We start from the raw sequence: 26,295 nt of genomic DNA on the forward strand, positions 1-26,295 counted from the left end.
CTGTACGAGGGACCAGCAGTCCCATGTCTGACAGTCGAGTGGTGGGAGACGGCGGGTTGGGCCTGGACAGAGCGTCGGATGAGCGGCCACGTTTCCCTCGGCGGGTAGCGACGCGCGGCTTCGCTCAGCAAGTCGGGAGCTAGTTCATGGGACACCTCCTGGCAGGAAAAGGGTTGGGTGTCAGAGCGTCAGGAGCGGTTTGAGGTCCTCGTACTTTCGGGGGCCGATGCCGGAGACGTGGCGAAGTTGGTCGAGGGACTGGAAGGGGCCGTGTGTCAGGCGGTACTGGAGGATGCGCTGGGCCAGGGCCGGCCCTACGCCGGGCAGTGAGTCGAGCTGCTCGGCGCTGGAGTGGTTGAGGCTGACTGGTCCGGCAGGAGCGGCAGGAGCTCCGCCGGTCGGATTTTCGACACCTACGAGGATCTGTTCTCCATCAGTGAGTGGGCGGGCAAGGTTGAGCAGGCTAGTGTCCGTTCCGGGGATCGGGCCGCCGGCGGCGGTCAGGGCATCGGCGACCCGTGAACCTGCGGGGAGGGTTCGTAGGCCGGGATCCTGAACCTTGCCGGCGATGTCGACGACCAGTGACGGTCCGGCTGGCTGGTGTGTGGGTACTCCTTCCGTCGCACGGTCGGTGGTGGATTCGGTGATGGAAATGGCGGGGACGGCAACGGGGTGTGGCCGGCCCAACCAGAAGTGCTGTGCGGCGTAGCCGATGGCAAGGACGAGGAGGACGGAGAGGCCGATAACAGCGCGGCGGTCGAAGGCGAAGGCTCCGGGAAGCCGGAACCGAAGCGGCAGTCCCGGCTGGTCAGCGCGGCGGGCCGCTCCGACCGGTTCAGGAGCTGACGGGGCATCGGGCTGAGGCGGCGGATCCGGATCCGCCTGGAGGTCGGCCCAGTTCCCCAGCGGGGCGTCAGGAACAGGGGGCGGCAGCGAGTCGGCGTCGGATGCGGCGACAGGCGGGTCTCGCTCCGGAATCGCACCGGGCTGAACTGCGGGCAGCCCGACCGTCGGATCGGTGAAGCTTCGAGCGGCCGTACCTGCCGAGCGCGCCGATACTCCGTACATCGCCAGGATTTGCGGCGATGACAGTGCGTACGGTGGATCGGGAGCGGACGTCGCACGTACCACTGCCCGCTCCGGCTCGGGAGCAGCACTGACCGCCGCACGGACCGCGAGCGCTGACAACTCGCCGCTGTCCACTTCGGCTGCCCCTGCGGTCTCCAAAGCCTGGGGCACCGACTCGGCGGTCGGCCCAGGCGGGCCGAGGTCGGCGGGCTGGACGGGCGGGAAGAGCAGACCGAGGCGGGCTCGGGCAGTGGCGACGGTCTGACGGCGGCGGGCTTGGGGTGTGGTGATGGTCCTCATGGCGAGGACAGTAGGACCGGCCTGACGTGCGGTCTGGAAATTGGCCCGCCCCTGTGGATAACTCGGGCCTGTGGATAACTCTCGTCGCTAGGACGAGTGAGTTTCATAGTGCTCAGTGCGGGGATGCGACGAGCGGCGCCACCACGACGGCCAGCAGGCCAGGCCCGACGTGCGCACCGATGACGGCGCCTACTTCGCTGACGTAGAGCTCGTTCACCGCCGGTACCCGCTCCCGCAGCCGCTCGGCCAGCGCCTCGGCCCGCTGCTCTGCGGCCAGATGGTGGACGGTGATGTCCACTGGCTGTGCACCCGCGTGTTCGACGGCAATCTCCTCGAGCCGGGCAATGGCCCGGGAGGCGGTGCGGACCTTCTCCAGCGGCTCGATCCGACCGCCGGACAGGTGGAGCAGGGGCTTCACGGCCAGCGCGGAGCCGACCAGCGCCTGGGCGGTTCCGATCCGGCCTCCGCGCCGCAGGTGCTCCAAGGTGTCGACGTAGAAGAATCCGCTGGTGACGTCGGCCCGCCGCTCGGCAGCGGAGACGACCTGGTCCAGATCCACTTCGGTCTCGACCCTGTCCGCCTCGGCATCGGCGCGATCGACTGCCGTCTCGGCCCGAGCGGCATCGAGGGCATCGGCGAGTTCCGCGGCGGCCAGCACGCAACTTCCCAGTGCCATGCCGACCAGCCGACTGTCGACCACCCTGACCGGGATCGGCGCCGTGGCGGCGGCCAACTGAGCGGCCTCCGCCGTACCGGAAAGCTCGGCGGACAGGTGGATGGAGACAATTCCCCGCGCACCGGCCTCGGCGGCCGCCAGGTAGGCGGCCGTGAACGTTTCGGGGCTGGGCCGGGAGGTGGTCACCCGGCGCTTGGCTCGTAGGGCCTCGGCGACGTCCTTCGGGGAGATCTCGACGCCTTCCGCGAAGACCTCGTCACCGACCGCAACGCTGAGCGGTACCACCTGGATGCGGTGCCGGTCCACCGCTTCTTGGGGCAGATACGCGGTGGAATCCGTGACAAGTGCGAGGTGGCCGAGCATGAGCCGGAGGTTACCCTCCGCCGGACCAGGATGACAGTGCCCGTCCTGTGGCGGTTTGACCTTCATAGCAGCGGGTAACCCTCATCGCACGGACAGCACCCACTCGTGGCGCGGGGTCAGGGGTGGTTGGGTCCGGCCGGGTTCGGCTTGCGCAGGCGGTCGGCGAGGCGGGAGAGCGGCTCGGCAGCCAACCCCAGCAGTTCTTCGGCGCTGCTCTGGCGTCCGGTACCGATTCCCTTCCGGCGGTCAGCGGGGTGATCGGCGGAGGCAGCACTCCGGGCACTGGCCGCGGAGACAGAGTCGGCGGCGAATTCGGAGTCACGGTCGGCGGCGGGCTCGGCAGGAGTCCAGTGCCGCAGCGCACCGGCCTCGTCCTGGCATTCCTTACTGAGGCGGGCGAGCTCGTCGTCGGCGAAGCGGCGCATGCGGTCCTGGGCGGCCCAACGCAGGGAGTCCGCGGAGTGCGTGATCCGTTCGGCACGCTCGCGCAATTCCGGAAGCTTGGCGGTGACCCGGCCGGTCATCGGCTCACGCTCCAGCAGACGCAGTTCCGCGTCGAGTTCGGCGGCGTGCGAGTCGAGCCGGGCAAGGAGCTGGAGCGAGTCGCCGAGCTGGCCATCCTGCGGGAGGCCGCCCTGCAGGACCTGGCGGGTCGAGTCCAGCGCGGTGCGCAGGGAGAGCCGGAGGCCGGCGATCTTTCCCTGGTCACCCGGCTTGGTGATGCTCTTCGCCCTGAGGGCGGCGTTCTCCACTGCCCGCTGGGCGTTGGAGCTGTGCCGATCAACCTTGGCGGCCACGGCCTTCACCGCCTTGACCGTCCCGACCACTGCCATCACCAACAGCGTCACGCCGAGCAGCGCGACCAGCGCTACGACGATACCGAGCGCTTCCATCGGGAGCCCACCTTCCGCCCGTGACAGGCGGCGGTCCGCCGAGTGCGGCCCGCCCTGTCCACCGGTCTCCACCGTAGCTCGGCCCGGCAATGGACAGCATGCCTTCAACCGCCTGGAGACCTGAGATCAGGGACAGCTCAGGGATTTCCCCCAAGCGATCACCCGGAGACCGCCAGTACGCGCTACCCGTCAAACCACTCACGAAGAACGGAGCCACCTTGTTCGAGGCCTTCCACCGCTTCCAGCCCGTCCGAGTAGTCCGACGAACCGGAGGAGCGCAAGGAGCCCGAGGGACCCAACGCATCCCACGGGCCTGGCGCGCCCTCCCCCTCCCCCTTGTCCGGGAACCGGCTCTCCCACCCCCGTGGACGGCGAAGGGCCGGCCACCCCGAATCCGGGGCAACCGGCCCTGCCGATCTGGCGACGCCTCAGCAGAGGTGGCGTCAGCCGGTGACGATGTTCACCAGCTTCGGAGCGCGGGCGATGACCTTGCGCACCTCCGCGCCGCCGATGGCCGCGACCACAGTGGGATCGGCCAGGGCCAGCACCTCCAGCTCGGCGTCCGAGATGGACGGCGAGACCTCCAGGCGGGCCTTGACCTTGCCCTTGATCTGCACGACACAGGTCACGGTCTCATCGACCACGTAGGCCGGGTCGGCCACCGGGTAGTCGGTGAAGGCCAGCGACTGCTCATGACCCAGTCGACGCCACAGCTCCTCGGCGATGTGCGGCGCCAGCGGTGCGATCAGCAGGACGATCTGCTCGGCGACCGGACGCGGGGTGGAACCGCGCTTCACCAGGAAGTTGTTCAGCTCGATGGCCTTGGCCACGGCGGTGTTGAACCGCAGACCGGCCATGTCACCGCGGATGCCGTCGATCGTCTTGTGCAGCGCACGCAGCGTCGCCTCGTCCGGCTCCTCGTCCGTCACCACCAGTTCGCCGGTGACCTCCGAGACGATGTTGCGCCACAGCCGCTGCAGGAAGCGGTACGAGCCGATCACGGCGCGGGTGTCCCACGGGCGGGAGACGTCCAGCGGGCCCATCGCCATCTCGTACAGGCGCAGGGTGTCCGCACCGTACTCGTCGGAGATCTCGTCGGGGGCGACCGCGTTCTTCAGCGACTTGCCCATCTTGCCCGCCTCGCGGCGGACCTGCTCGCCCTGCCAGTAGTACTGGCCGTCGCGCTCCTCGACCTCCGCCGCGGGAACCGGGAAGCCACGGGCGTCGCGGTACACGTCGGCGGTGATCATGCCCTGGTTGAACAGCTTGTGGAAGGGCTCGACCGAGGAGACGTGTCCCAGGTCGTGCAGCACCTTGTGCCAGAAGCGGGCGTACAGCAGGTGCAGCACAGCGTGCTCGGCACCGCCGACGTACAGGTCGACGCCGCCGGCCGGCTTGTCGGCGGTCGGGCCCATCCAGTAGGCCTCGTTCGCGGGGTCGACGACCGAGCTGGAGTTGACCGGGTCGACGTAGCGCAGCTCGTACCAGCAGGAACCCGCCCAGTTGGGCATGGTGTTGGTCTCGCGGCGGTAGGTCTTCACGCCGTCGCCCAGGTCCAGCTCGACGTTGACCCAGGCCTCGTTGCGGGACAGCGGGGTCTTCGGCGAGGACGCGGCGTCGTCGGGGTCGTAGGTGTGCGGCGAGTAGTCGTCCACCTCGGGGACCTCGACCGGCAGCATCGACTCGGGCAGCGCGTGCATCGCGCCGCTCTCGTCGTAGACGATCGGGAACGGCTCGCCCCAGTACCGCTGGCGGCTGAACAGCCAGTCGCGCAGACGGAAGTTGACGGTGCCTTCGCCGATGCCCTGCTCGGCCAGCCAGGCGGTCACCCGGGCCTTGGCATCGACCACGGGCAGGCCGTTCAGCGACACGCCGTCACGCTCGGAGTTGATCAGCACCGAGTCGTAGGTGTCGAAGGCGTCATCCCAGGTGTGCGGGTCCTCGCCGCGCCCGTCGGTGGGCTGGACGACACAGCGCATCGGCAGGTTGAACGCCTGCGCGAACGCGAAGTCGCGGCTGTCGTGCGCGGGGACGGCCATGATCGCGCCGGTGCCGTAGCCCATCAGCACGTAGTCGGCGATGAACACCGGGATCTGCTCGCCGCTGACCGGGTTGGCCGCGAACGCACCGGTGAACACACCGGTCTTCACCTTGGCGTCGGCCTGGCGCTCCACGTCGGACTTGGCGGCGGCGGCCGCGCGGTACGCGGCGACGGCCTCGGCCGGCGTCGCGGCACCGCCGGTCCACTCCTCGCGGGTACCGGTCGGCCACTCGGCCGGAACGATGGTGTCGACCAGGGCGTGCTCGGGGGCCAGCACCATGTAGGTGGCACCGAACAGCGTGTCAGGGCGGGTGGTGAAAACGGTGACGGTGTCACCGCCGACGCCGAAGTCCACCCGCGCGCCCTCGGAGCGGCCGATCCAGTTGCGCTGCTGCTGCTTGATCGCCTCGGGCCAGTCCAGCAGGTCCAGGTCGCTGATCAGGCGGTCCGCGTAGGCGGTGATCCGCATCATCCACTGGCGCAGGTTGGACTTGAACACCGGGAAGTTGCCGCGCTCGGAGCGGCCGTCCGCGGTGACCTCCTCGTTGGCCAGCACGGTGCCCAGACCGGGGCACCAGTTGACCGGCACCTCCTTGGAGTAGGCCAGCCGGTACTCGCCCAGCACCTCGTCGCGCTCGACACCGGTCAGCTCAGCCCAGGCGCGGCCGCCCGGCACCTCGCGCTCGCCGGACTCGAACTGGGCGACCAGCTCGGAGATCGGCCGGGCCTTGTCGGCGTCCTGGTCGTACCAGGCGTTGAAGATCTGCAGGAAGATCCACTGGGTCCAGCGGTAGTACTCGGGGTCGATCGTGGAGATCGAGCGGCGCGAGTCGTGGCCCAGGCCCAGTCGGCGCAGCTGCCGGCGCATGTTCGCGATGTTGTCCTCGGTGGACACTCGCGGGTGCACACCGTGCTGCACCGCGTACTGCTCGGCGGGCAGGCCGAAGGCGTCGTAGCCCAGCGTGTGCAGGACGTTGTGCCCGTTCATCCGCTGGAAGCGGGCGTACACGTCGGTGGCGATGTAGCCCAGCGGGTGGCCGACGTGCAGGCCGGCGCCCGACGGGTACGGGAACATGTCCATGATGAAGCTGTGGGGCTTCGCGGCGACGGCCGACCCGTCGGCCAGCGGGCCGGTCGGGTTGGGGGCGTTGAACGTCCCCTCCTTCTCCCACAGGTCCTGCCAGCGGGACTCGATCTCGGCGGCCAGCGCGGCGCCGTAGCGGAAAGGCTCGGTGGCGGCTTCGGCCGCGCCGGAAGCGGGGGTCGTCTCGCTCATGGTCCTTCAGGCTCCATCGTCATCAGTCAGCGAACAGGCCGTAGAAAGCAGAAAACCCCTCCACAGGAGGGGACGCCACGCCGACTCCGGCACCCAAGCCGGTCCTGGTCAGCGCGGCTGGCTAAGAAGCAGGCGCACAGTTCGCATGGGCTCAGGGTACCGCACCCCTTCAACACCCTTTCGCGTCACCGCGTCAATCCCCCAACCACGCCCGCAATCTCGTCTCGGCGCACTCCCCCGCCCACTCCCGAAGCCACCTTCCCGCCTACTCCGATGCCCCAGCCCATGCCCGCGCCCACTCCCCCGCCCGCACCAGCAGTCCGTCCGCCCACGCCGCCAGTCCGTCCACCTGCTCCGGCAGCCTGGCCGTCCAGGCCCTCGCTACGCCTCCGCCCGCATCGCGGTGTCGAAGTCGCGCAGGGCCCGCGCCACCCGCGCGGACTGCATGCCGGCGGCGAGCTGGCGGGCCCGGTCGGCAATGCGCTCGGCGTCCTTGCGTTCGCCGGTGCGGCGGTAGGAGTCGGCAAGGCGCACCATCAACAGCGCCTTGACCCGGGCGCGTTCCGCGGTGAGCGTCTCGATCGCGCCCTGCAGCAGGCCGCGGGCCTGCTCGTGCTCGCCGAGCAGCAGGTAGCCCTCGCCGATCATGCCTTCCAGGTCGGCGCGTTCCTGGTCGTGCCCGTCCAGGCCCTCCAGCACCCGGATCGCCCGCTCGGCGACCGCCTCGGCGCTGATCTGCTCGCCCTTGCGGCCGTGCGCGCGGGCGATCCGGCCGAGTTGCAGCGCCCGCTCACAAGGTGTCAGCACGTCGTCGGCGGCCCGCAGCGCGGTGGACAGCATTGCCACCGGGTCCAGACCCCGCCCGCCGGAGTTGTAGGTGGCCTGGACGGCGAGGCAGCCGACCACGCCGACACCGAGCCGGGAGTCGCCGGAGACATGGGCGGCCCGCAGGGCGGCAACGAAGGCTCGCTGCGCTGCGGCGTCGTTGCCCATGTCGTAGTTCGCCCATCCGACCAGCCGGGCCAGCCTGCTGGCGGCCCCGTACAGCTCCCGGCCGAGCGGCTCGTCGTAGTTGCCGAGCTCCAGCAGCTTCCCCACCATCGCGAGTTCGGCCTTCGCGAGATCAAGGATCAGTCCGCCGCCGTAGGTGCGCTCCAGGCGCTGCTTGGAGTCGTAGGAGAGCCGCAGGTCGGCCAGTTGCTCGGGAGCGATCCGCAGGGCGCCCTCGCCGCCGGTGACGGGCGGTGGCGGGGAGGCCCAGTGCCGGGCCGCCTGCTCCAACTCGTCACCGCGGAACAGGTCGGTGAGCCGCACCGGTGCGCCATCCGCGCCGGCCTCGCGGAGCGCGGTCTGCGCGGTGTCAGCCGTCCACGGGTCGGTCAGCAGCCGGGGCGAGAGCATCTTGGCGCCCCGGTTGGAGCCCATCTGCCCCCACAGCTGCTCGTACGTGACGGCGATGCCGACACTGCGGCCGAGGACCTCGCAGACGGTCTGGTCGTGCGGCGAGCGCGGCACCATGCCCCGGTCGCGCCACTTGTAGGGCGCGGTCGAGCTGATTGCCATGCTGGGCGGCAGCACCGCGTTCACCTCGCGGGCCAGCCGCTCCGGGCTCCATCCCAGCTGGTGGAGTATCCGGGCGAGCTCGTCGTTCCGTTTTCGCGCCAGATCGGCCATGGCACGACGGTAGCCGCCCTGCGCCCCGTGCGGCAGAGGAGGCGGCGGAACGACCGAAGGCCGCCCCTCGCGGGACGGCCTTCGGTCTACTGTGGAGCTACGGAGAATCGAACTCCGGACCTATTGCATGCCATGCAATCGCTCTACCAACTGAGCTATAGCCCCATGCTGTTACTACTTCTACTGCTGTCACCTGCGGTTTTCCTTGCGGTTTCCCTTGGCGACATCGACAACTGTACACGGTCGACGGTCCAGGCCCTAATCCGTTCCGGGCACACCGCAGCCGGCCCCAGGAACACCGAAGGCCGCCACCCGTTTCGGGTAGCGGCCTCGCGGAACTGCTGTGGAGCTACGGAGAATCGAACTCCGGACCTATTGCATGCCATGCAATCGCTCTACCAACTGAGCTATAGCCCCGCAACACTGACGACCACTCACGGACCATCGGTGCGGAGTGGAGCTAAGGAGAATCGAACTCCTGACCTATTGCATGCCATGCAATCGCTCTACCAACTGAGCTATAGCCCCGCAGTTCCGCGACTCTCGCCTCCGGTTTCCCGTCTGCGTTCCTCGTCGCTGCGAACGAGGAAGACTCTAGCTGGTCAGAGCCGGAACTGTGAAATCCGGGCCGGGAAACCCTCAGGTCCCGCCGCCGACACCGCCTCAGGTCGTGCCTCAGGTCTCGTCGCCGATGACCGGCTGAGGGAGCGTCCCCGCGTTGTGCTCCTGCAGCCGCCAGCCGCGCGCGTCCTGCCCGAGCATCGACCAGCAGCAGTTCGAGAGACCGCCGAAGCGCTCCCACAACTGCGGCTCCATGCCCAGCAGTCGGCCGATCATGGTGCGGATGGTGCCGCCGTGGCTGACCACCACCAGGGTGCCGCCCTCGGGCAGCTTGTCAACGGCGTCCAGCACCACCGGGACGGCCCGGTCGGCCACCTCGGTGGAGAGTTCACCGCCGCCGCGCCGGACCGGCTCTCCACGGGCCCAGGCCTCGAACTGCTCCGGATACCGATCCCGGATCTCGGAGTTGGTGAGCCCCTGCCACTCCCCCGCGAAGGTCTCGCGGAGACCCTCGTGGTGGTGCACCTCCAGACCGGTGAGCGAGGCCAGCTCGGCGGCGGTGCGCCGGGCCCGCGTCAGGTCGGAGGAGATCAGCAGGTCGGGGCGGAGCGCGGCGAGCAGGCGGGCGGCCCGCTGCGCCTGGAACAGCCCCTGCTCGGTGAGATCGACGTCAGTAGTGCCCTGGAACCGCGACTCGAGATTCCAGGACGTCTGGCCGTGCCGCCACAGGACGATGCGCGGCCACGTCGCGGAGCGGCTCAGAGGTCGCCCCCGGAGACGGCGTTACCGGCGGCGTCGGTGACGGCGTTCTCGGGCCGGTTGCGAGTCGCCAGCGCGTCCTCGGGGAGCGGCAGCTCGGGGCAGTCCTTCCACAGGCGGTCGAGCGAGTAGAAGGAGCGCTCCTCGGAGTGCTGGACGTGCACCACGATGTCCAGGTAGTCGAGCAGGATCCAGCGGCCCTCGCGCTCGCCCTCGCGGCGCACCGGCTTGGTGTCGAGCTTCTCGCGCAGCTGGTCCTCGATCTCCTCGGCGATCGCGCGGACCTGGCGGTCGTTGGCGGCGGAGGCGATCAGGAAGGCGTCGGTGATCGACAGCACCTCGCTGACGTCGAAGGCGATGATGTCGTGCGCCAGCTTGTCGGCCGCCGCCTGCGCGGCGACGGTGATCAGTTCCTGGCTTCGGTCGGTGACGGTCACGATGCTCTTCCGGATCGGCTGTGGGGATACCTTCCCAGGATCTCACGAACGCGCCGGGGCCCCGGAGTGATTTCCACCCCGGGGCCCCGACCGCATAACCGGGCCGCCTGAACCAGCTCTCACACCCAGGCCGCACAGCCGGCCCTCACACCCGCGCCACGCAGCCAAGCCGTCCAGCCAGGCCGTCCAGTCAGGCCGCGCAGCCGGCGGGCTACTGCCCAGGCGTCTGCGGCGGCTGGTAGTCCTTGCCGAGCATCAGCACCAGGTCCGCGTTCTGCGAGTCGGTGACCTTCTTCACCACCGAGTCCGACAGCCCCAGGCTGATGGCCAGGGTGCGCGCCGCATCCTTCTTGGCGTCGTCGGTGTATCGGATCTCGGACGTCGCCTGCGCGGAGGCCTGTGCGGTGGACGGCAGCGGCTCCATGCCCGAGTTGCTGACGATCACCTTTGCGGCCAGCGCCGCCTTGTCGTTGCCGGAGGCGTTGATCACAGTGACGCGGGTGGCGCCACCGGTGCCCTTGGTCGAGCCGAGGGCACCGCCGAGGATGTCCTTCACCTGCTTGCCGGCGGTGGCGTCGTCCAGGGTGCCGTCCGGCTTGACGGTGAGCTGGGTGGTGGCCAGGTGTCCGGCCTTCGCCTGCTTGGAGAGGTTGACCAGGACGCCGGCGAGCGCCTTCTCCGGCAGCGACGGGTCGGGGACGAACATCATCCGGTGCACGTCATCGGTTGCGTCCGCCAAGGCGACCGGCATCGCGTTGATCACCCCCGCCATCACCTGCCCGAAACGGGCGAGTTGGGCATCCCGGCCCTCGCCGGGCGCTTGCAGGGTGGCGTAGTAGACGGCGGCGGGGCCGGTCAGCAGGACGTCCTTGCCGGCGGCGGCGAGCACCTTGCCGTCAGGCTTGTTCTCCTCACGCACCTCGGCGTTGGTGTCCACCTTGATGCCGCCGAGCTGAGTGACGAGCACCTGCAGGTAGGGGGTGTCCAGCCGCCAGGTGCCGGACACCTTGGCGCCCAGCACGGTGTTCAGGCCGTCGCGGGTGGCGGAGAGACCGACGGCGTCCATCGCCTGGCCGACGGTGGTGGTGGTGGTCTCGCCGTTGCTGGGGAGCTGAAGGGTGTCGGGGAGTAGCAGCACGGTCGCCTTCCGCCCGTCCTGGTCGTCGACCAGCAGCGCGGTGGTGACCTTGCCCCCCTTTTCGCGGAGGTGCACCACGTTGACGTACCGTCCGCCGGCCGCATTGGTCGAGTCGTTCGCGCCGGAGAACGCGCCGGACCACCACAGGTAGCCCGCCGCTCCGGCCGCCAGTACCGCCAGTACCACCAGCAGCGCGATCAGCCGGTTGCGCAGCCGCCGCCGTCGCTCGGCCCGGACTTCGCTGCGGGACTCGGCGAACTTCAGCCAGTCGATGGCGTCCTCGGAGTCCTCCGTCTGCTCGTCGACGAAGTTGAACTCGCCCGTGGTGTAGGAGTCGTCGACTGCGCTCTTGGCCCGGGCGGCCGCAGCAGCTGCCCGTCCGCCGACCAGTTCGGACGGCTCGGACAGTGCCTCGGCCTCCGGCGCCGCAGCCGACGCCGCGGCCCGCACCCGGGGCGACATCCCCGCGACGGTCGGACTCACCGGCGAGCCCCCACGCCCGGCCACCCCGGCCTGCGGCGGCACCCGCCCGGCGGTCCCCTGCCCAGCGATCCCCTGCCCCGCGGCCCCCGGCCTCTCGGTCACCCGGCCGTCGAGCACCTGCCCACCCGGTGCCTGCGCACCCAGCGTCTGCCCCGGCACCTGCGGCTGCTGCTGGTAGAACCCCTGCGCGGGCTGCTGCTGTCCGTAATAGGGGTCCTGGGCCTGCTGCCCGTAGGCGTCGCCCGCCGTCCCTCCGGCCGACGGCTGCCCGGCCCCCTGCTGACCACCGAACTGCTGTCCGTACCCGTGCTGTTCGAACCCGTGCTGTTCGAGCCCCTGGGCCACCTGGCCGCGCTGCGCGTATCCGGCCTGCTGCCCATGCCCGGACTGGTCGCCGCCGTACGGGTCCTGTACGTACGCCCCGTGCTGCCCGACCTGCTGTGCGCCCTGCGGGTCGTACCCGCCGTACGAATCTGCCTGCCCGTACGGCTGTTGCTGCGCGTACCCCTGCTGCCCGTACCCCTGCTGCTGCTCGTACCCGGACTGCCCGTACCCGGACTGCCCCTGGCCCGACTGCCCGTACCCGCCCTGGCCGCCGTACCCGGACTGCCCGTGGCCGGACGACCCGTACCCGGTCGACTCGTACCCGGGCTGCCGCTCGAACGCCTGCTGCTCGTAAGGCTGCTGCTCGAACGCCTGCTGCTCATACGCCTGCTGCTCGTACGGCTGCTGCTGCTGGTATCCCTGCGGGGGGTGGTATCCGGGCTGCTGCTGGTGGGGCGGTTGGGGCTGGCGGCCGTACCACTGTTCGTCGTCGGACGTTCCGGTCATGCGGTCCCTCCCGGGGATCAAGGCCGGGCCGACGCGTACAGCGCCCGCTTGTGGATGTAACGGACCACGCCGTCCGGCACCAGGTACCAGATGGGTTCGCCCTTGGCGACTCGCATCCGGCAGTCGGTGGAGGAGATGGCGAGGGCGGGCACCTCGACCAGCGAGACGCCGCCGACCGGCAGGCCGGTGTCGGAGAGAGTATGGCCCGGCCTGGTGCAGCCGATGAAGTGCGCGAGGTCGAAGAGTTCCTCGGAGGAGCGCCAGGAGATGATCTGGGCGAGGGCGTCCGCGCCGGTGATGAAGAAGAGTTCGGCGTCGGGGTGCAGGGCCTGCAGCTCGCGGAGGGTGTCGACGGTGTAGGTGGGGCCGTTGCGGTCGATGTCGATCCGGCTGACCGAGAACTGCGGGTTCTCGGCGGTGGCGATCACCGTCATCAGGTAGCGGTCCTCGGCCGGCGAGACCTGCCGGTCGGACTTCTGCCAGGGCTGCCCGGTCGGGACGAAGATCACTTCGTCCAGGTGGAAGGCGCTGGCCACCTCACTGGCGGCCACCAGGTGTCCGTGGTGGATGGGGTCGAAGGTGCCGCCCATCACTCCCAGCCGGCGTCGCCCGCGCGGCGCACTGGCCGGCGCTGGGGTGCCCTGCGCGGCGTCCGTCCCAGAGGTGTCGACCTGCTTTCTCATGGCGCCACACCTTACGCGACCCGGGTGTCCCGGGGATTCCGCCCGTTGCGGGCCCGGGGCACTCCGTGTCCACCCGCCGCGCCGGGCGGCGGCGCGACCGGGTCAGCGGTCGCGGTTGAAGCGGGTGGTGACGAACAGCAGCAGCAGCAGGATGGCCAGCGCCGCGCCACCCGTCAGGAAGGGGTTGAGGCTGTCGTGGTTTCCGCCCTCCTCGGCGAGGACGGCGAGGGCGGGCAGGGCAGCAGAGGTCATGATCGGCGGGACCTTCTCGGCTCGGTGAGGACCAGGCGGTCACGGACCGTGCGGCCCGCGGGGCTCATCGTACGGGGGCCTGACACGCAACCGCGCGGCGGCCCACCGCGTCTGACCACCAGTGAGTCGTCCCTGGCCACCGCCGGGTCGTGGGGCTCATGACCTGGGGCTCACCGGGTCGGGGTTCAGCCCCGCTCGGCCGCCTCGGCGCGGGCCCGCTCGCGCTCGGCGTCGCGCTTGGCGCCGTCGCGGCTGGCCCGGGCGATCGCCCAGATCAGCAGGCCGACTCCGACGAAGGAGGCGATCAGGATGATCCTCAGGAACAGGCCGGGGCCGTTCTCGCTGGAGATCGGTCCGGCGAGCTGGACCAGGTCGGCAGGGGACATCACGGGGCTCCTTTTCGGTACGGCACAGCCAGGGTAGACCCGTTTATCGCCGTTCCCGCCCCCACACCCCGCCCGGACGGTGCGGGCGGACGGCGTACCGTGGCGCCCGGGGACGAGTGCGGACACAGCGACGTTAAGAGGAAGCAGCGGGGGCCGGCCACGGGAGCCGGTGCCGGCGTCGATCCAGGAGGGTACTCAATGACCGACATGACCAAGGGCAACGCGCCGAGCCGCCGCCGCCAGCGGTTCCCGGAGATCTCCACCCGTGCCTGGGAGCACCCGGCGGACCGTTCGGGGCTGGTGGCGCTGCGCAAGCTGAGCGGTTTCGACGACATCCTGAAGAAGCTGGCCGGCCTGGTGTCGGAGCGCAGCGTCCGCCTGCTGTTCCTGGCCACGGCGGTCAAGACCTCGGAGCGTCAGTTCCCGGAGCTGTACGACATGGTGCGGGACGCCGCGTACGTGCTGGACCTGGAGAAGGTCCCGGACCTGTATGTGACCCAGGACCCGAAGGTCAACGCGTACTGCATCGGCATGGACACCCCGGTGATCGTGGTGACCACCGGCCTGATCGAGCTGATGGACGAGGAAGAGCTGCGCGCGGTGATCGGCCACGAGGTCGGTCACGCGATGTCGGGGCACGCGGTGTACCAGACGATGCTGCTGATCCTCACCAACCTGGCGGCCCGGATCGGCTGGCTGCCGCTGGGCAACCTGGCGATCACCGCGGTGATCACCGCGCTCAAGGAGTGGTTCCGCAAGGCCGAGCTCTCCAGCGACCGGGCCGGTCTGCTGGCCGGGCAGGACCTGCAGGCGTCGATGCGCGGCCTGATGAAGCTGGCCGGCGGCGCGCACATGGCCGAGATGAACGTGGACGCGTTCCTGGAGCAGGCCGCGGAGTACGACAAGGCTGGCGACCTGCGCGACAGCGTGCTGAAGCTGCTGCAGGTGCTGCCGCAGACCCACCCGTTCGCGGTGGTTCGGGTGGCGCAGCTGAAGAAGTGGGCGGAGAGCGAGGAGTACCGCTCGATCATGGCCGGCGCGTACCCGCGCCGCGGTGACGACCCGGACACCTCGATCGGCGCGCAGTGGAAGGCCGCCGCAGACTCGTACTCGCAGTCGGTGAAGGAGAGCAAGGACCCGCTGATGGGCCTGCTGCGCGACCTCACCAACGGCGTCGGCACGGTCGGCGGCAAGCTCCGCGACACCTTCACCGGCGCCGGCCGCACCAACGGCAACGGCAGCAGCGCGGGCACCGGCGAGAAGCAGGACTGACCGGTCCGACAAGCGGCTCAGCGGGTGATCGGCCCGAGCACCCCGCAGGTCTGCCAGGCCGGCCGGCTGTGGTCGGCCGGGTTCACGGCGGGCGGGGTGCTCGGGTGGACGCCCGCCGCGGTGGCCAGCATCGGCTGCAGGTAGTCGCTCTGCACGGTGCCGCAGCCGGTGGGCCCGGCCTGGACGATGGAATCGACCACCCGGACGCGTCCGGCGTCCAGGTCGGCCCGGTCGATGTCGATCCGCACCTCCCGGCGCACCGAGTACAGGGTGACCGAGGGGTCGCTGGTGGTGCCGGCCGGACGCAGCGCGTAGACCAGGGTGTGGTCGGCGGTGATCTCCAGCGTGCCGGGGTTGAGTTCGCCGACCTGGACGCCGCCGTTGACCTTCACGGTGTCGGTGGCCAGGGCGACCTGCCCGGGGTCGAAGCGCACCATCCAGCCGGTGGCGGCGTGGTGCTGGTCGTCGCGCGGCGTGTTGACGCTGTCGTCGTACTGGGCGAGTTCGCCGGTCGTGAGCAGCTCGCGGACCTGGCCGGTCTCGTTGGCGGTCAGGGTGGCGGGGGTCAGCTCGGAGACCACCAGGTAGTGCTGGACGGAGTCCAGGGCGCGCTGCACGTCCGTCCCGCCGAAGTGCGCGGTGGACGAGGCGGGCGGCATGTTGAAGCCGCCCTGGCCGTCCGCGTAGCCGGTCGGCAGCGCGGCGAACGGGTGGGCGGGGTCGGGGACGGCACCGACCGTGGCGGATGGGCTGAGCGGGGTGACGACGGACGTCAGCTGGGCGCCGCTGGGCGGCACGGCCTGGCCGTGCGGGGAGCTGACACCGAAGTAGACGGCTGCGGCGAACGCCATCGCCACCAGCAGCAGCAGAATCACCGCCTGCCGCGGCAACGACCCGAACCAGCCCCAGCCGCGCGTCCGGGTGGCCCGGCCGAACGCGCCGGCCAGCCGTTCCTGCGCGGACAGTTCCTGGATCCGGGCAGCCTTCACGAACGATTCGTCGAAGACGACGGACCGGAACTCGTCATCGTTGGAGCCACCTTCGGGCGTGCCCTCGGGAGGCTCGCGCCGGTCACCCATGAGACCAGGGTAGGCTCGCCCGCCGCGCGCGACGAGAGGGGCGCGGGTAACGAGACCGCCACGACCGGTGATCGGCGGAGCGGCCCGCTCAGCCCGCCGGAACGGCCGCCGTCACGGGCGGCTGCACCGAGGGCGTCGTGCTGGGGCTGCTGGTCCCGCTGGACGGCCTGGCCGGCGACTCGGGGGCGTTGCCGACGCCCCGGTACACGGCGGCGACGGCCAGCGCGACCACACCGATGCCCATCACCAGGGCCAGCACCCAGGCCACCGGCCGGTGCCAGCGCTGCTGGGCGACCGACCCGCCGCGCAGCGGGTCGAACGCGCGCAGGCGCGAGCGGCGGGTGCGCCGGTGCTGCCGGTCGCCGCCCGACCACGGGTCGGGGTAGAAGCGGTCCTCGTCCAGTCCGCCGGGCAGCGGGCGCAGCTCGAGCGGCAGCACCTCGCTCCCGGAAGTGAACTCGTAGCTCCGGGCCGCACCGGCCTGATCCGGCTCGAACCTGGTCTCGGCGGCGGCGAGTTGCCGCTCCCGGGCGCTCGGCTCGTGCACGGCGGCGGAGCGGACGAAGCTCTCGTCGAAGACCACGGTGGCGAACTCGTCGTCCGCATCACCATGGTCGGCGCCGTCGGAGTACGGCGAGCCCCCCACATCCTCAGCCACGGATTCAATGTATTACCGGCCGGGGCGTTTGTCTGTGGGTCGGGCCGATCGGGTATGTGACGCCCGCGGCATTCAGCTGCCGAGGCCGCCGACGGTCTGCCGGGCCTCGCCGCGCACGTGGCCGTCGCCGGTGACGATGTACTTGGTGCTGGTCAGCTCCGGCAGGCCCATCGGGCCGCGGGCGTGCAGCTTCTGGGTGGAGATGCCGATCTCCGCGCCGAAGCCGAACTCGGCGCCGTCGGTGAACCGGGTCGAGGCGTTGACGGCCACCGTGGTGGAGTCGACGAGCTGGGTGAAGCGGCGGGCGGCGGCCTGCGAGGTGGTGACGATCGCCTCGGTGTGGCCGGACGACCAGCGGCGGATGTGCTCCACGGCGGCCTCCAGCGAGGGCACCACGGCGGCCGCCAGGTCCAGCGACAGGTACTCGGTCCCCCAGTCCTCCTCGGTCGCCGGGACGGCCGTCACACCGGTGCCCTCGGCGGCCTTCAGCACCGCGTCGTCGCCGTGCACGGTGACGCCCGCCTCGGCGAGGGCGGTCAGCGCGAGCGGCAGGAAGGCGTCCGCGACGTCCTGGTGCACCAGCAGGGTCTCGGCGGCGTTGCAGACGCTGACCCGCTGGGCCTTGGAGTTCAGCAGCACGCCGACGGCCATCGCCAGGTCGGTCTGCGCGTCCACGTACACGTGGCAGTTGCCGGTGCCGGTCTCGATCACGGGGACGGTGGAGCCCTCCACCACGGTGCGGATCAGCGAGGCGCCGCCGCGCGGGATCAGCACGTCCACTAGGCCGCGGGCGCGCATCAGCTCCTGCACCGACTCGCGGCTCTCGCCCGGCACCAGCTGGATCACGTCGGCCGGCAGGCCCGCCCCGGCGACCGCCTCGCGCAGCACCTGCACCAACGCCGTGTTGGAGCGGTACGCGGAACCGGAGCCGCGCAGCAGCACCGCGTTGCCGGACTTCAGGCAGAGCGCGGCGGCGTCCACCGTGACGTTCGGCCGGGCCTCGTAGATGATGCCGACCACGCCCAGCGGCACCCGCACCTGGCGCACGTCCAGCCCGTTCGGCAGGGTGTAGCCGCGCACCACCTCGCCCACCGGGTCGGGCAGGCCGACCACGCTGCGCACGTCGGCGGCGATCGCGGCGATCCGGTCCCGGTTCAGCGTCAGCCGGTCGATCACCGACTCGGCGGTGCCCGCCGCGCGGGCCCGGTCGACGTCCTCGGCGTTGGCGGCGGTGATCTCACCGGCCCGGGCGACCAGCGCGTCCGCGATCGCCAGCAGCGCGGCGTCCTTCACCGAACGCGGCACTGGCGCCAGGGCGGCGGCCGCCTCCCGGGCACGGCGCGCGGCGGCGAGGACGGGGCTGTCGGAGGTGGCGGTGAGGTCACTCATGGCACCAAGCCTAGCGAGACACCCACCCCGCCCCGGCGGACATTTCGCCCGCTGAGACGCGGCGCCCCCGTCCGTCAGTACGGGTGCACCCCGCCCAGCTGCGGCAGCGGTCCACCGAAGCCCTCCGCGACCCGCTTGTGGTACGTCGGGCGGTCCACCACCTCCAGGCCGACGATCTCCCACGCCGGGAGCTTCGCGCTGGCCTTGTGCTCGCCCCACAGCCGCAGCGCGATCGCCGCCGCGTCGTGCAGGTCCCGCGCCTCTTCCCAGTACCGGACCTCGGCGTGGTCGGCGGCGTAACGGGCCGTCAGGAAGAAGGAATGGTCGTGCGCCAGCTTCTCCAGCGCCGCCCGCAGCTCCGGCAGCGGCGTCGCCGCCCCGGCCACACTCAGCACCACGTGCCACAGCCGGCCCTGCTCCGGCTCCCGCACGCCCTCCTGCTCCTCGACGCCCCGGCCGCCCTCGATGCTGGTGAGCCGCCGCTCGGACCTCTGCCCCGGCAGCGCTTCCTCCCGCCTGCGAACCACCGGCGGCCTCCCATTCAGCGTGTCGCGCGGGCCCCCCGGCCCGCTGCTCCCACCCCCCGTACCGGGCCCGCCGCCCGCGCTCAGCCGCGCAGCACGACCAGGTCGTCGCGGTGGACGACCTCGCGTTCGTACGCGGCACCGAGCTCCTGGGCCAGTTCTCGCGTGGACCGGCCGAGCAGACGGGGCAACTCCCTCGCATCAAAGTTGACCAGTCCGCGGGCGACGATGTGACCGTTTTCGCCAAGAAGGTCGACCGGATCACCCGCGGTGAACTCCCCGTCCACCCCGGTCACTCCGGCCGGGAGCAACGACTTCCCGCCGTGCACCACCGCCGCCACCGCCCCGTCGTCCAGGGTCAGCGTGCCGCGAGGCGTGGACGCGTGCTCCAGCCACAGCAGCCGGTCCGCGGAGCGGCTGCCGGTACGCAGGAACAGCGTGCCGGTGGGCCGGCCGGCCAGCGCGTCGGCCGCGTGGCTCGCCGCCGTCAGCACCACCGGGATGCCCGCACCGGTGGCGATCCGGGCCGCCTCCACCTTCGTCACCATGCCGCCGGTGCCGACGCCCGCCTTGCCGGCGCTGCCGACCTCCACCCCGGCCAGGTCCGCCGGGCCGCGCACCACGTCGAGCCGGCTGCTGCCGGGCTTCGACGGGTCGCCGTCGTACAGGCCGTCCACGTCGGACAGCAGCACCAGCAGATCTGCCCGCACCAGGTGCGCCACCAGCGCCGCCAGCCGGTCGTTGTCGCCGAACTTGATCTCGGCGGTGGCCACCGTGTCGTTCTCGTTGACGATCGGCATCGCGCCCATCGTCAGCAACTGCTCCAGCGTCCGGAACGCGTTGCGGTAGTGCGCCCGCCGGCTGGCGTCCTCCGCGGTCAGCAGCACCTGCCCGACCCGCACCCCGTACCGCGCGAACGACGCCGTGTAACGGGCCACCAGCAGGCCCTGCCCCACACTGGCCGCCGCCTGCTGCCGGGCCAGGTCCTTCGGCCGCTTCTCCAGCCCGAGCGGCGCCAGACCGGCGGCGATCGCACCCGACGAGACCAGCACGATCTCCGGCGCGTCCTTGCCCGTCCGCGACTTCGCCAACGCGTCCACCAGGGCATCCACCCGGTCCGCGTCCAGCCCGCCGGCAGCGGTGGTCAGCGACGACGATCCGACCTTCACCACGATCCGCCGCGCCGAGACGACCTCCTCGCGGAGCAACTGATCCACCATCAGTCCGACCCTTCCGACACGACGTCCTGTACGCCCGCAATGTAGCCATTCGGCAGACACGGTACGAAATCGGCGCAAGGCGTGAGACGGAAACCGCACCACCAGGGGCGCGTGGGGGTACCTCCCGGCCCGCTAGGGCTGGGGGAGAACCGCGCGCGGCGGAAGGCACCAAGCAGCAAGGTCGCGACCCCGGCAATCACTTGCCGTTGATCGCGACCTCGCTGACAGCCGCTCTTTACTGCTCCAGCTGCTCCCGGCCGGAGCTGAGCGCCTCGAAGTCGAGGTACTCCTGCTCCGCCGAGTCCCGCCCGCGCGCCTTTTCGCGGCGGCGGTCGACCGCCGGCCGCTGGGTCTCGAAGCGGTGGTCCTCGCCGCGGCGGCCGAGCATCTCCGCGCCGGCGGCCATGGTGGGCTCCCAGTCGAAGACCACGGCGTTCTCGTCGGGGCCGATGATGACGGTGTCGCCCTCCTTGGCGCCGACCTTCCAGAGCTGCTGCTCGACGCCGAGGCGGGCGAGCCGGTCGGCGAGGTAGCCGACGGCCTCGTCGTTGGCGAAGTCGGTCTGGCGGACCCAGCGTTCGGGCTTGACGCCGCGGATGCGGAACGCGCCGTCCTCTTCCTCGATGGTGAAGCCGGCGTCGTCCACGGCGGTCGGGCGGATGACGATCCGGGTGTTCTCCTGGACCGGCTTGGCGGCGCGCGCGGCGGAGACGATCTCGGCCAGCGCGTAGGAGAGTTCGCGCAGGCCCTTGTGGGCGAGCGCGGAGACCTCGAAGACCCGGTAGCCGCGCTCCTCGAGCGAGGCGCGGGTGAGGTCGGCGATGTCCTGGCCGTCCGGGACGTCGATCTTGTTGAGGGCGACCAGTCGCGGCCGGTCCTCGAGGCCGCCGTACTGGGCGAGTTCGTCCTCGATGGTCTCGAGGTCGGTGAGCGGGTCGCGGCCCGGCTCCAGGGTGGCGCAGTCGAGGACGTGGACGAGCACCTCGCAGCGCTCGACGTGCCGCAGGAACTCCAGGCCGAGGCCCTTGCCCTGGCTGGCGCCGGGGATCAGGCCGGGCACGTCGGCGATCGTGTAGACGGTCTCGCCGGCGGTCACCACACCGAGGTTGGGGACGAGGGTGGTGAACGGGTAGTCGGCGATCTTCGGCTTGGCCGCGGAGAGCACCGAGATCAGCGAGGACTTGCCGGCGCTCGGGTAGCCGACCAACGCGACGTCGGCGACGGACTTGAGCTCCATCACGATGTCGCGGGCCTCGCCGGGCTCGCCGAGCAGCGCGAAGCCGGGGGCCTTGCGGCGGGCGGAGGCCAGCGCGGCGTTGCCGAGGCCGCCGCGGCCGCCCTGGGCGGCGACGAAGGTGGTGCCGTGACCGACCAGGTCGGCCAGCACGTTGCCCTGGCGGTCGAGGACGACGGTGCCGTCCGGGACGGGCAGGACCAGGCCCTGGCCCTCGGCGCCGGTGCGGTGGCCGCCCGCACCGGGCTTGCCGTTGGTGGCCTTGCGCTTGGGCGAGTGGTGGTACTCGAGCAGGGTGGTGACCTGCGAGTCCACCACCAGGGTCACCGAGCCGCCCTCGCCGCCGTTGCCCCCGTCGGGGCCGCCGAGCGGCTTGAACTTCTCGCGGTGCACGGAGGCGCAGCCGTGGCCTCCGTTACCCGCGGCGACGTGCAGTTCGACGCGGTCCACGAAGGTGGTCATGAGTGCCTCCTGTGCGAAAGAAAAAGGTGTTCCTGAGGTAAAGCGCGAAGGGTGGGCCCGGATAGTCCCGGCCCACCCTTCACAGCGAGTCTGTGCAGACTCAGGCCTCGACGGCCACGATGTTGACGACCTTGCGGCCGCGACGGTTGCCGAACTGGACGGCACCGGCGGTCAGCGCGAACAGGGTGTCGTCGCCGCCACGGCCGACGTTGGCGCCCGGGTGGAAGTGGGTGCCACGCTGGCGGACGATGATCTCGCCGGCGGAGACGACCTGACCGCCGAAGCGCTTCACGCCGAGGCGCTGGGCGTTCGAGTCACGACCGTTGCGAGTGGAACTCGCACCCTTCTTGTGTGCCATCTGGCTATCCCCTTTCTAGGAAGACCGCAGTAAGTGTGATTACTTGCTGACCGAGTCGATGCTGGTGATGCGCACCGCGGTGTGCTTCTGGCGGTGGCCCTGACGACGGCGGTAGCCGGTCTTGTTCTTGTAGCGCAGGATGACGATCTTGTCGCCCTTGGTCTGGTCGACGACCTCGGCGTGCGCCTTCACGCCACCGAGCACCCACGGGTCGGAGGTGACGGACTCACCATCGACGACGAGGATGGTCGAGAGCTCGACCGAGTCACCCGGCTTGGCGTCAATACGGTCGATCTCCAGCACGTCGCCCACGGCGACCTTGTGCTGGCGGCCGCCTGCGCGAACGATCGCGTACATGCGGTACCTACTTTCCTAACTCGGTCGGAACTCCCGATGCCAGCGGCCTGGGTATGGACACAGGCTGCCTCCCCCGGAAAAGAGCCGGAACCGGCTCTCGCTCGGGAGGTGAAGTGCTCAGGAGCATGGCGTCAACACGCCGAGGGTCAAGAATACGGACCGGTCCAGCCGAAGACAAACCGGGCCGTGCGCGAGGCCGGGACCGCCACCGAAGTGGTGGCGGTCCCGGCCCCGGGGCTCACTCTGCGGCGCCGTCACCTTCGGCGGCCGCGGCCTTCTTGGCCGCCGCGCTGGTCCGCTTGGTGGCGGTCTTGCGGGCGGTGGTCTTCTTGGCGGCCGTGGCGGTGGTCTTCTTCACCGCGGTCTTCTTGGCCGTGGTGGTCTTCTTCGCCGCGGTCGTCTTGGCGGCCGTCTTGCGGGCGGCCCGCTTCTTCGGCGCCGGCTCCTCGGTCTCGACCGCCACGGCGACCTCGGCCTCGGGCTCCACTGCGGCGACGGCCTCGGCCGTCACCTCGGCAGCGGTCTCGGTGACCGGCTCCTCGACGGCGGACTTCTCCGCGGCGCTCAGCGCGGCCTCCATCGCGGCCTCGGCGCGGGCCTGCAGCACCACGATCTCGGCCTCGCCGGACGCCCCGGCGGGAGCGGTGGCCTTGCGCACCGCGCGGCGGCGGGTACGGCCCGCCGGCGGAGCGGTCGGCGGGATCTCCACCAGGCTCGCCTTCTCCTCGACGGCCGGCTCCTCGACGACCGGCTCCTCGGCCACGACGGTCTCCACGACCTCGGCCTCGACCGGCGCCTCGATCGGCTCCAGCTCCTCGACGGCCTCGACCGCCGCTGCGGCCTCCACCGGCTCGACGCTCTCGACCGTCTCGATGGTCTCCGCCCCGGCCCCGCCGCGGCCCCGGCGACGGCGCTTGCCGCCGCCCTCGCCCGCGCCGGTGGTGGCGGTGGCCGTCGCGGCCGCGCCGCCGCCGTGGCTGTGCGGCTGGTCCATGTGCACGATCACGCCGCGGCCGTTGCAGTGCACGCAGGGCTCGGAGAAGGACTCCAGCAGGCCCTGGCCGACCCGCTTGCGGGTCATCTGGACCAGGCCGAGCGAGGTGACCTCGGCCACCTGGTGCTTGGTGCGGTCGCGGCCCAGGCACTCCAGCAGGCGGCGCAGCACCAGGTCGCGGTTGGACTCCAGCACCATGTCGATGAAGTCGATCACGATGATGCCGCCGAGGTCGCGCAGCCGCAGCTGGCGGACGATCTCCTCGGCCGCCTCGATGTTGTTGCGGGTGACGGTCTCCTCGAGGTTGCCGCCCTGGCCGACGAACTTGCCGGTGTTGACGTCGACGACGACCATCGCCTCGGTCCGGTCGATCACCAGCGAGCCGCCGGAGGGCAGCCAGACCTTGCGGTCCAGCGCCTTCATCAGCTGCTCGTCGATCCGGTACGTGGCGAACACGTCGACGTCCGAGGTCCACTTCTGCAGGCGCTCGGTGAGGTCGGGGGCCACGTTGGAGACGTAGTCGTGGATGGTGCTCCAGGCGTCCGCACCGCTGACGATGACCTTGGTGAAGTCCTCGTTGAAGATGTCGCGGACCACGCGCACCGTCATGTCGGGCTCGCCGTAGAGCAGCGCCGGGGCGTTGCCGGAGGCGGCCTTCTTCTGGATCTCCTCCCACTGCGTCTGCAGGCGCTGGACGTCGCGGGTCAGCTCCTCCTCGGAGGCGCCCTCGGCGGCGGTGCGGACGATCACGCCCGCGTCGTCCGGGACGATCTTCTTGAGGATCTGCTTGAGGCGGGCCCGCTCGTTCTCCGGCAGCTTGCGGGAGATACCGGTCATCGAGCCCTCGGGCACGTACACCAGGTAGCGGCCGGGCAGCGAGATCTGGCTGGTCAGACGGGCGCCCTTGTGGCCGATCGGGTCCTTGGAGACCTGGACCAGCACGGACTGGCCGGACTTCAGCACCGACTCGATCCGGCGCGGGCCGCTGTGGCCGCCCAGCGCACCGAAGTTGACCTCGCCGGCGTACAGCACGGCGTTGCGGCCCTTGCCGATGTCGACGAACGCGGCCTCCATCGACGGCAGCACGTTCTGCACCTTGCCCAGGTACACGTTGCCGACGTAGCTGGTGGCCTGCTCCTTGTTGACGTAGTGCTCGACCAGCACGCCGTCCTCGAGCACGCCGATCTGGGTGCGGGTGCCGGTCTGACGCACCACCATGACCCGCTCGACGGACTCGCGGCGGGCCAGGAACTCGGCCTCGGTGATGATCGGCACCCGGCGGCGGCCCAGCTCGCGGCCCTCGCGGCGGCGCTGCTTCTTGGCCTCCAGGCGGGTGGAGCCCTTGATGGACTGCACCTCGTCCGGGTCGAACGCGGGCTCGGTGGAGCGGCGGCGCGGCTCGCGGACCTTCACCACGGTGCGCACGCCGTCCTCGGTGGTCTCCCCCGCGTCGGCACCGCCCTCACCGCTGCGGCGGCGACGGCGACGGCGGCGGCGCGAGGAGGACAGGCCGGCGGCCAGGTCGTCCTCGTCCTCGTCCTCGTCGTGGCCTTCCTGGGCCTCGGGCTCCTCGTGGGTGTCCTCGACCTCGGTCTCGACGGTCTCGGTCGGCTCGCCCGCGTCCTCGGCGTCACCGCGACGGCGACGACGGCCGCCCCGACGGCGGCGGCGGGACGGACGGTCGTCCTCCCACTCCGACTCCTGCTCCGGCCCGGCGGCGGGCGCCTCGACCTCGGCCGGGGCCTCGACCTTCACCGGCTGGGCGGCCTTCACCGGCTCCGCGGCCTTGGCGGGCTGGGCGGCCTTCGCGGGCTGCGCCGCCTTGGCGGCCCTGGCACCCTTCGCGGACTGCTGGACGCGCACCTGGGTGCGCACCCGGCGGCGACGGCCGACGCCGCTGTACTCGAACTCGTCGTCGGTCTCGGCCTCGTCCTGCGGCGCGGCGGCCGGGGCCTGCTCGGCCTTGGCGGCGGGCGCGGCCTTGGCGGCAGGCGCGGCAGCGGGGGCGGACGCGGGCTCCTGGAAGACCGGCGCCTGGAAGATCGCGGTGGAGGGGCGGACGGCACGGCGGCGGGCGCGCGGCGGCTCGGCCGAGGTCTCGACGACCGGCTCGGCGACGGGCTCCTCGGCGACCGGCTCGGCCGCGGGCTCCTCCTCGACCTCGACGACCGGCTCCTCGGCGACCACGGGGCTCTGGGCCGGCGCGGAGACGCGCTTGCGCGCCCGGCGGGCGCGGACCGGCTTCTCCTCGACGGCCGGCTCGGCCACGGGCTCCTCGGCGGCGGGCTCCTCGACGACCGGCTCCTCGGCCGCCACGGGGCTCTGGGCCGGCGCGGAGACGCGCTTACGCGCCCGGCGGGCGCGAACGGGCTTCTCCTCCGCGGCCGGCTCGGCGGCGGCGGGCTCCTCGGCGACCGGCTCGGCGGCGGGGGTGGTCTCCGGCGTGGTGGCCGGGGCCTCGGCACGCTTGCGGGTACGCCGGGCCCGGGCGGGCTTCTCGGCGGCCGGCGGCTCCTCGGCGCTCGCCGGGGCGGCCGCGACGACGGTCTCGGCGCTCTCGCCGGCGGCGCCCTGCGGGGAGCCGGCCGGGCGGGAGACCGCCCGGCGACGGCGACGCGGCGGGGCGGCGGAGGCGCCGTCGTCGGTGTGGTCGGCCGCAGCGGACTGCGGTTCGGTGTTTTCGAGCATGCGGGTGTGTCTCCCGTCAGGCCCCCGGGCTCCGCATCCGGGCACGACGTGCCACCGCATTCACCAGCCGGCCGCACCTTTCGGGCGGTTCCGGCTCCCACGGTGCCGTCGTTCGGACGCGAGGCCGCACAGGGGCTCGTAGTCTCGCTCGACCCCCGCAGGGCGCGGGGAGTCGAAAAGTCTTCTGGTCTGACCAGTCTTCTCAGTTTTCAAGGGCCGGGCCGGGGACGGCCGGGCCT

At 71.4% G+C, this 26,295-nt stretch carries 21 protein-coding genes and 3 tRNA genes; 1 reads left to right on the forward strand and 23 read right to left on the reverse strand.

The window, feature by feature from the left end:
* Nucleotides 1-180: 180 nt before the first annotated feature.
* From ACFYST_RS11685 to ACFYST_RS11750, 14 genes are all read right to left on the reverse strand, one after another.
* Nucleotides 181-1,368: a helix-hairpin-helix domain-containing protein gene (locus tag ACFYST_RS11685; protein ID WP_387861515.1), complete on the reverse strand. Its 1,188-nt coding sequence runs from the start codon at nucleotides 1,366-1,368 to the stop codon at nucleotides 181-183.
* A gap of 112 nt (nucleotides 1,369-1,480) precedes the next feature.
* Nucleotides 1,481-2,407, reverse strand: coding sequence for a DegV family protein (locus ACFYST_RS11690; RefSeq protein ID WP_387861516.1), 927 nt, complete (start codon nucleotides 2,405-2,407; stop codon nucleotides 1,481-1,483).
* 116 nt (nucleotides 2,408-2,523) lie between these two features.
* Nucleotides 2,524-3,300, reverse strand: a complete 777-nt coding sequence (locus ACFYST_RS11695; RefSeq protein ID WP_387643117.1) for a hypothetical protein — start codon at nucleotides 3,298-3,300, stop codon at nucleotides 2,524-2,526.
* A 443-nt stretch (nucleotides 3,301-3,743) separates the two neighbouring features.
* On the reverse strand, nucleotides 3,744-6,617 hold the full coding sequence (gene leuS, locus ACFYST_RS11700) for a leucine--tRNA ligase (RefSeq protein WP_387861518.1): 2,874 nt from the start codon (nucleotides 6,615-6,617) through the stop codon (nucleotides 3,744-3,746).
* A 381-nt stretch (nucleotides 6,618-6,998) separates the two neighbouring features.
* Entirely contained in the window at nucleotides 6,999-8,291 is a 1,293-nt protein-coding gene (locus ACFYST_RS11705) for a tetratricopeptide repeat protein (protein WP_387643115.1), read from the reverse strand.
* A gap of 92 nt (nucleotides 8,292-8,383) precedes the next feature.
* Nucleotides 8,384-8,456, reverse strand: a tRNA-Ala gene (locus ACFYST_RS11710).
* A 179-nt stretch (nucleotides 8,457-8,635) separates the two neighbouring features.
* Nucleotides 8,636-8,708: transfer RNA gene (locus ACFYST_RS11715), tRNA-Ala, on the reverse strand.
* 38 nt (nucleotides 8,709-8,746) lie between these two features.
* Nucleotides 8,747-8,819 (reverse strand) — tRNA-Ala (locus ACFYST_RS11720).
* Between the two features lie 147 nt (nucleotides 8,820-8,966).
* Nucleotides 8,967-9,614: a histidine phosphatase family protein gene (locus ACFYST_RS11725; RefSeq protein ID WP_387861580.1), complete on the reverse strand. Its 648-nt coding sequence runs from the start codon at nucleotides 9,612-9,614 to the stop codon at nucleotides 8,967-8,969.
* Nucleotides 9,611-10,048, reverse strand: coding sequence for a ribosome silencing factor (gene rsfS, locus ACFYST_RS11730; RefSeq protein ID WP_387643114.1), 438 nt, complete (start codon nucleotides 10,046-10,048; stop codon nucleotides 9,611-9,613). Before rsfS ends, ACFYST_RS11725 begins: the two co-directional genes overlap by 4 nt.
* 211 nt (nucleotides 10,049-10,259) lie before the next feature.
* Nucleotides 10,260-12,500: a LytR C-terminal domain-containing protein gene (locus ACFYST_RS11735; RefSeq protein ID WP_387861520.1), complete on the reverse strand. Its 2,241-nt coding sequence runs from the start codon at nucleotides 12,498-12,500 to the stop codon at nucleotides 10,260-10,262.
* 17 nt (nucleotides 12,501-12,517) lie between these two features.
* On the reverse strand, nucleotides 12,518-13,183 hold the full coding sequence (nadD, locus tag ACFYST_RS11740; RefSeq protein WP_387861521.1) for a nicotinate-nucleotide adenylyltransferase: 666 nt from the start codon (nucleotides 13,181-13,183) through the stop codon (nucleotides 12,518-12,520).
* A 102-nt stretch (nucleotides 13,184-13,285) separates the two neighbouring features.
* Nucleotides 13,286-13,435 (reverse strand): hypothetical protein, encoded by a 150-nt coding sequence (locus tag ACFYST_RS11745; RefSeq protein ID WP_387643111.1) that lies wholly within the window; start codon nucleotides 13,433-13,435, stop codon nucleotides 13,286-13,288.
* 185 nt (nucleotides 13,436-13,620) lie between these two features.
* The gene (locus tag ACFYST_RS11750) at nucleotides 13,621-13,821 is read right to left on the reverse strand and encodes a hypothetical protein (protein WP_387861523.1); all 201 of its coding nucleotides are present in this window, start codon (nucleotides 13,819-13,821) and stop codon (nucleotides 13,621-13,623) included.
* A gap of 198 nt (nucleotides 13,822-14,019) precedes the next feature.
* Between ACFYST_RS11750 and ACFYST_RS11755 the strand changes: the two genes are divergently transcribed.
* The gene (locus tag ACFYST_RS11755; RefSeq protein WP_387643109.1) at nucleotides 14,020-15,093 is read left to right on the forward strand and encodes a M48 family metallopeptidase; all 1,074 of its coding nucleotides are present in this window, start codon (nucleotides 14,020-14,022) and stop codon (nucleotides 15,091-15,093) included.
* A gap of 17 nt (nucleotides 15,094-15,110) precedes the next feature.
* Here the strand turns inward: ACFYST_RS11755 and ACFYST_RS11760 are convergent, their stop codons facing one another.
* From ACFYST_RS11760 to ACFYST_RS11800, 9 genes are all read right to left on the reverse strand, one after another.
* Nucleotides 15,111-16,172, reverse strand: a complete 1,062-nt coding sequence (locus ACFYST_RS11760) for a hypothetical protein (protein ID WP_387643108.1) — start codon at nucleotides 16,170-16,172, stop codon at nucleotides 15,111-15,113.
* An 88-nt stretch (nucleotides 16,173-16,260) separates the two neighbouring features.
* Entirely contained in the window at nucleotides 16,261-16,830 is a 570-nt protein-coding gene (locus ACFYST_RS11765; protein WP_387643107.1) for a hypothetical protein, read from the reverse strand.
* A gap of 72 nt (nucleotides 16,831-16,902) precedes the next feature.
* Nucleotides 16,903-18,219, reverse strand: coding sequence for a glutamate-5-semialdehyde dehydrogenase (locus ACFYST_RS11770; protein ID WP_387861524.1), 1,317 nt, complete (start codon nucleotides 18,217-18,219; stop codon nucleotides 16,903-16,905).
* A gap of 74 nt (nucleotides 18,220-18,293) precedes the next feature.
* Nucleotides 18,294-18,746, reverse strand: a complete 453-nt coding sequence (locus tag ACFYST_RS11775) for a hypothetical protein (protein ID WP_380483361.1) — start codon at nucleotides 18,744-18,746, stop codon at nucleotides 18,294-18,296.
* An 80-nt stretch (nucleotides 18,747-18,826) separates the two neighbouring features.
* Nucleotides 18,827-19,963 carry a glutamate 5-kinase gene (proB, locus tag ACFYST_RS11780; protein ID WP_387643104.1) on the reverse strand — a complete coding sequence of 379 codons (1,137 nt, stop codon included), beginning with the start codon at nucleotides 19,961-19,963 and terminating at the stop codon, nucleotides 18,827-18,829.
* Nucleotides 19,964-20,198: 235 nt separating this feature from the next.
* Nucleotides 20,199-21,659 (reverse strand): GTPase ObgE, encoded by a 1,461-nt coding sequence (gene obgE / locus ACFYST_RS11785; protein WP_387643103.1) that lies wholly within the window; start codon nucleotides 21,657-21,659, stop codon nucleotides 20,199-20,201.
* A 100-nt stretch (nucleotides 21,660-21,759) separates the two neighbouring features.
* A complete protein-coding gene (gene rpmA, locus ACFYST_RS11790) occupies nucleotides 21,760-22,017 on the reverse strand; it encodes a 50S ribosomal protein L27 (protein ID WP_014135732.1) in 258 nt (85 codons plus the stop codon).
* Nucleotides 22,018-22,056: 39 nt separating this feature from the next.
* Entirely contained in the window at nucleotides 22,057-22,374 is a 318-nt protein-coding gene (gene rplU / locus ACFYST_RS11795) for a 50S ribosomal protein L21 (RefSeq protein WP_099899174.1), read from the reverse strand.
* Nucleotides 22,375-22,612: 238 nt separating this feature from the next.
* Nucleotides 22,613-26,056, reverse strand: a complete 3,444-nt coding sequence (locus tag ACFYST_RS11800) for a ribonuclease E/G (RefSeq protein WP_387861526.1) — start codon at nucleotides 26,054-26,056, stop codon at nucleotides 22,613-22,615.
* Nucleotides 26,057-26,295 lie beyond the last annotated feature (239 nt).

The organism is Kitasatospora sp. NPDC004614, assembly GCF_042873675.1.
In the GTDB taxonomy this organism is placed as follows: domain Bacteria; phylum Actinomycetota; class Actinomycetes; order Streptomycetales; family Streptomycetaceae; genus Kitasatospora.